The sequence below is a fragment of the Alphaproteobacteria bacterium genome (assembly GCA_019695395.1).
Taxonomy (GTDB): domain Bacteria; phylum Pseudomonadota; class Alphaproteobacteria; order JAEUKQ01; family JAIBAD01; genus JAIBAD01.
Window position 1 is genome coordinate 1 of record JAIBAD010000061.1, and the last position, 6215, is coordinate 6215.

The 6215-nt window shown below is 34.7% G+C and carries 6 protein-coding genes; all 6 read left to right on the forward strand.

Annotated features, from left to right (window positions below; genetic code table 11):
- A partial coding sequence (locus tag K1X44_08560) for an aminotransferase class III-fold pyridoxal phosphate-dependent enzyme (protein MBX7147342.1) occupies positions 1 to 797 on the forward strand: 797 nt, incomplete at its 5' end.
- Between the two features lie 75 nt (positions 798 to 872).
- Positions 873 to 1979, forward strand: coding sequence for a polyamine ABC transporter substrate-binding protein (locus tag K1X44_08565; protein ID MBX7147343.1), 1107 nt, complete (start codon positions 873 to 875; stop codon positions 1977 to 1979).
- A 65-nt stretch (positions 1980 to 2044) separates the two neighbouring features.
- Positions 2045 to 3547, forward strand: coding sequence for an aldehyde dehydrogenase (locus K1X44_08570; protein MBX7147344.1), 1503 nt, complete (start codon positions 2045 to 2047; stop codon positions 3545 to 3547).
- A 43-nt stretch (positions 3548 to 3590) separates the two neighbouring features.
- Complete coding sequence (locus tag K1X44_08575) at positions 3591 to 4505, forward strand: branched-chain amino acid ABC transporter permease LivH (protein ID MBX7147345.1); 915 nt, start codon at positions 3591 to 3593, stop codon at positions 4503 to 4505.
- Positions 4506 to 4512: 7 nt separating this feature from the next.
- Complete coding sequence (livM, locus tag K1X44_08580; protein MBX7147346.1) at positions 4513 to 5979, forward strand: high-affinity branched-chain amino acid ABC transporter permease LivM; 1467 nt, start codon at positions 4513 to 4515, stop codon at positions 5977 to 5979.
- Between the two features lie 37 nt (positions 5980 to 6016).
- Positions 6017 to 6215: ATP-binding cassette domain-containing protein (locus K1X44_08585; GenBank protein MBX7147347.1), on the forward strand; the 199-nt coding region annotated here is incomplete at its 3' end.

Below are 6215 nucleotides of genomic sequence, written 5' to 3' on the forward strand. Positions count from 1 at the left end.
GATCAGACCAAGATCCACATTCATTTGGATTACATGCGGCATCGATGTTAGAGAAAAAGATATTGGATCTTGGCCCAGAAAATGTAGCAGCCTTTATTGGTGAGCCCATCCAAGGTGCGGGGGGGGTAATTATTCCACCAGATAGTTATTGGCCAGAAATCCAACGTATATGTAAGAAATATGATTTGCTTTTAGTTGCTGATGAAGTTGTAACTGGTTTTGGACGGACTGGGGAATGGTTTGCTTCTTCCCAATATGGAATAGAACCTGATTTAATGACTTTGGCCAAAGGTTTAACATCTGGATATATGCCTTTATCAGCCGCAGTTATAAGTGATAAAATAGCAGATGTTATTTTAGCTGAAGGTGTTGAATTACAACATGGATATACCTATTCGGGTCATCCTGTTTCTTGCGCAGTTGCCTTAGAAAATATAAAAATACTAAAAAAAGAAAATTTAATAATGAAAGTTAAACAAGAAACTAGTCCATATTTATGGCAAAGATTACAAGAACTTAAAACACATCCTTTAGTAGGTGAAGTAAGATTAAAAGGTTTTATGGGTGCAATTGAACTTGTAAAAGATAAAAACAAGAGAGAATTTTTTGAACCTTTAGGTAAAGTTGGTACGATATGTCGTGATCATTGTTTTCGATTGGGGCTTATTATGCGGGCAACAAGGGATACAATGATGATGTCACCTAGTTTGATATGGACTAAAGATATTATTGATGAATTTATGGTTTTAGCTAAAAAAGCATTAGATTATACCTGGGAAGATGTCCAACGTCTTTAATAATATTTACTTGCTAAGCTTTTCAATTTGTATAATTCTAATTAACTTGACGTTTTATTTTAAAGGGGGAATTTTATGATCAACTTAATAAAATCAGGCCTGTCTATTATTCTTGCTACACTATTGATTAATCAATCAGTTAGTGCTCAAGAAAAAGTAGTCAATGTATATAACTGGTCGGATTATATCGGTGAAGATACAGTAGAAAAATTTACTAAAGCTACTGGAATTAAAGTTGTTTATGATGTTTATGATTCAAATGAAACGCTGGAAGCTAAATTAATGACCGGTAAATCAGGGTATGATATTGTTGTTCCTTCAGGTGCCTATCTAGGAAGACAAATTAAGGCAGGTGCCTATCAAAAACTTGATAAAAGCTTGTTATCAAATTTAGCAAATCAAGATCCTAAAATTATGAAAGCTAATGAAGCTTTTGACCCCAATAATGAATATGCCGTGCCTTATTTTTGGGGAACCACGGGTATTGGGTATAATGTTGATAAAATTAAAAAGCTGGTACCTGATGCCCCACTTAATAGCCTAGATATGATTTTTAAACCTGAATTAGCATCAAAATTAGCTAGTTGCGGTATTGCTATGCTTGATGCGCCGGGTGAAATATTGCAAATAGCTTTAAATTATTTAGGAAAAGATCCTCATAGTGAAAAAGCAGAAGATTATAAAGAAGCAGAAAAACTTTTATTAGGTGTAAGACCCTATATTAAGTATTTTCATTCATCACGTTATATTGAAGATTTAGCGAATGGTGAAATATGTTTGGTTTTAGGCTTTAGTGGGGATATTTTTATTGCAGGTGCACGCGCAAGCGAAGCAAAAAATGGTAATGTTATAGAATATGCCATTCCAAAAGAAGGTACATTGCTTTGGGTCGATTCTATGGCGATTCCTAAAGATGCACCTCATCCCAAAGAAGCTCATGCCTTTATCGACTTTGTGATGGATGGAAAAGTAGCGGCAGCAGGAACCAATTTTGTCCGTTATGCCACCGCATCAAAAGCAGCATTACCTTTTATTGATAAAGACATAAAAAACAATACATCAATCTATCCAACTGAAGAAGTTATGAAAAGATTATTTGATGATAAAGCAGGGGCTATAGCTTTAGAGCGTTTAAGAACCAGAACTTGGACCAAAATTAAAACTGAATCAGGTAAAAATTAATGAGCTTGAATCAATCCCATGTTTATATGAGATAAAATTTTTCTAGAAAGTATCAGGAGAAAAAAATGTCAGCAGTTTTATCATTGGATTATTGGAAATCAAAAATTCCCCAATTAGATTACCGTAACAAAGCTTTCATTAATGGAAAATATGTTGCAGCTTTGTCTGGGCAAGTTTTTGAAACAATTAATCCAGCAAATGGGCAAGTCATAACTAAAATATCATCCTGTCAACAAGAAGATATTAATGAAGCTGTTAAAGCTGCACGTACAGTTTTTGAAAAGGGGTCCTGGTCAAATATGCCGGGGTCCGAACGTAAGATAAAATTGTTAAAATTTGCTGAATTAATGGAAAAAAATTCCAGTGAATTGGCTCTTTTAGAAACGTTGGATATGGGTAAACCAATTCGTGATAGTATCAATGTAGATGTTCCATTGTCTGTTAATTGTATACGTTGGTATGCGGAAGCAATTGATAAAGTTTATGATGAAATTGCCCCAACTGGACCTGACGCCATTTCTATGATTAGACGGGAACCCTTAGGCGTCATAGGTGCAGTTGTACCATGGAATTTCCCCTTATTGATGGCATGTTGGAAAATTGGACCAATCTTGGCCACAGGTAATAGTATGGTTTTAAAACCTGCGGAACAGTCGTCATTAACAGTTATCCGTATTGCAGAATTGGCAGCAGAAGCTGGTATTCCAGAAGGTGTATTTAATGTGGTGCCTGGCATGGGTGAAACGGCAGGGCAAGCTCTTGGTCGCCACATGGATGTGGATTGTATTACTTTTACGGGTTCAACGGAAGTTGGGAAATATTTTCTTAAATATTCTGGTGAATCTAATATGAAACGTGTATCGCTAGAATGTGGAGGTAAAACACCTAATATTATTATGGCAGATGCCCCTGATTTGGATGCGGCGGCAACGGCAGCAGCCTGGGGGATCTTTTTTAATCAGGGCGAGGTATGTAATGCCGGATCCCGTTTAATTGTTGAAGATAAAATTAAAGATAAAGTTTTACAAAAAATTATGGAAGTTGGAAAAACTTTACGCCCTGGTGATCCTTTAGATCCAAATACATGTCTTGGAGCAATGGTAGATAAGACCCAATTTGATCGGGTCATGGGGTATATTAAAACTGGTCAACAAGAAGGCGCAAAATTGGTTTTTGGTGGAAATCAACTTACTATTGAAAATAAAGGTTATTTTATCGAACCAACAATTTTTGATCATGTTGATAATAAAATGCGCATTGCCCAAGAAGAAATTTTTGGTCCTGTATTATCAACGATCACTTTTACCAATCAGGATCAAGCGATTAAAATTGCAAATGATACAATTTACGGATTAGCAGCTGCGGTATGGACCAAAGATATTAATAAAGCTCTTACTACATCTAAAGCCCTAAAGGCTGGTGTGGTTTGGGTTAATTGCTTTGATAATGGTCACATTTCATCACCTTTTGGTGGATTTAAACAATCTGGATTTGGCCGTGATAAATCATTACACGCTATGCATAAATATACAGATGTTAAGGCAACTTGGATTCAGATAGGGAAATAATTTAAATTGGGTTAAAACCAATTTAAAATGTTATGGGGGATATGTGGAGTATTTTTTACAACAATTATTTAATGGATTAACATTAGGTGCTATTTATGGGTTAATTGCCATTGGCTATACCATGGTTTATGGAATTATAGGTATGGTTAATTTTGCCCATGGTGAAATCTTTATGATTGGTTCTTTCCATGCTTTAATTACCTATTTAGTATTAAAAAGTTTTGGTTTAGGTGATGGATATTTAGCTTTAATATTGGTGCTTTTGGTTTCTATCCTTTTAACTTCTCTTTATGGTCAGGCTGTTGAAAAATTTGCTTACCGTCCTTTGCGGGGTTCCTTTCGTTTAGCCCCATTAATTTCGGCAATAGGGATGTCGATTGTTTTACAAAATTATATTCAATTGGTACAAGGACCAAGACCAAAACCTTTATTGCCCATTATTAGAGGTGGCTTTCAACTTCTCGAAAAAGATGGGTTTATTGTACAAATTAGTTATCTACAAATCTTTATTATTCTTTTAACTATTATTTTGATGACAGGTTTTGCTTTAATGATTTCCCGTTCAATCTTGGGACGCACCCAACGTGCGTGTGAACAAGATCAAAAAATGGCGGCTCTTGTTGGTGTTGATGTTAACAAAACAATTACATGGACATTTGTTATTGGGGCAACGTTGGCTGCTGTTGCTGGGTTTATGGTTATGCTTTATTATGGTGTCATAGATTTTTATATGGGTTTTGTTGCTGGGATTAAGGCGTTTACAGCAGCGGTATTGGGGGGAATAGGTTCTTTGCCAGGTGCGATGCTTGGTGGATTACTTATCGGATTAATTGAATCTATGTGGTCAGCATATTTTTCTGTTGAATATAAAGATGTGGCTGCTTTTTCAATTTTGGTACTTGTCCTTATTTTTCGCCCAACTGGTCTTTTAGGTAAACCAGAAATAGAAAAAGTTTAGCATCATTATGTTTTATAAAATTATACGATCCAGCTTAAAAGATTCTTTAATTGCTGCACTTCTTGTTGCTATTTTATTTATTGAACTTATCGGAATTCGCACACTTGATGTAGGTGGAAAGCTTGGATATCAAACAAGATTTGATGCAGTTTTATATGCAGCTATAATAGTTTTTGTTGGTAAAATGTTATTCTCGCTTCAAAGATATAACATATTTTTACCCTCATTTATTATTGGTTTTATTGGCATAGTTTGGTTAGGGATTGGATTGATTTTTACTGATATATTAGATATATCACATTTTCTTCCATTTTCTGAACCTATTTTGAATTGGTGTTTGGTTTTATCTTGTCTTGTTTTAATAATAAGTGGGTTTTTAAAAAAGAAAGGGAATAATCTTTTTGAATTATCTTCTTTAATTAAAAACAAACCCCAATTTCAACGGCATCATTTTATTTATTATTTAGCACTCTTGCTTATTATTGTTGCTTTTATTTTGCCAACTTTGCCTTTCGTTGATCGCGTTCTTATAGATAGAAGTATTCTTATATTAACTTATATTATGTTGGGATGGGGGTTAACAATTGTTGTAGGTTTGGCAGGTTTATTAGACCTTGGATATGTTGCTTTTTATGCAGTAGGAGCTTATAGCTATGCTTTATTGTCAACTGTTTATGGGTTTAATTTTTGGATTTGCTTACCAATTGCTGGTCTGTTAGCGGCAAGTTTTGGAATTTTATTAGGATTACCGGTTTTGCGTCTTCGCGGTGATTATCTTGCGATTGTAACACTTGGTTTTGGTGAAATGATTCGCGTCATTTTAATTAATTGGACAAGTTTTTCTGGTGGTCCAGGTGGTATTAATAATATACCTGGCCCAAGTTTATTTGGCTTTTCCTTTACACGTATCCCAAATCCTGGAACACAAAGTTTTCATGATTTTTTTGATATTGGTTTTTCTACAACTCATAGAATTATTTTTTTATATTACATTATTTTAATTCTTGCTCTCATAACGAATTATATTTCTTTAAAATTAAGAAAATTACCTATTGGACGCGCCTGGGAAGCTTTACGTGAAGATGAAATTGCAAGTAGAGCGTTGGGTATTAATCCCACAAAAACTAAACTAACGGCTTTTGCTTTAGGGGCTATGATTGCAGGATTTGCGGGGTGTTTTTTTGCAACCAAGCAAAATTTCATTAGCCCAGAAAGTTTTAATTTTATGGAATCTGCCATTATTTTAGCCATTGTCGTTTTGGGCGGTATGGGAAGTCAAATGGGGGTAATTTTGGCAACAATGATTTTGATTGCCTTGCCAGAATTTTTACGGGAATTAGAATTGTATCGCTCGTTAATATCAGGTTTGGTTATGGTATTCATTATGGTTTGGCGACCCAAAGGATTACTTTATCACCGTGAACCAACCGTTCGCCTTTTTGAAAAAACTGAACTTGTATTTGTAGATAAATGATTATGAGTTCATTAATGATTTTTGAAAAATATTATATATGATAGCAGCTCTTTTAACTGTACAGGAATTATCAATGCGTTTTGGTGGATTGTTGGCCATCGATAATGTGTCTTTTATTGCAGAACAAGAAAAAATCACAGGAATTATTGGCCCTAATGGTGCTGGTAAAACGACGTTATTTAATTGTCTTACCGGTTTTTATAAACCAACAAAAGGCCATTTTAGTGGTGATAGAT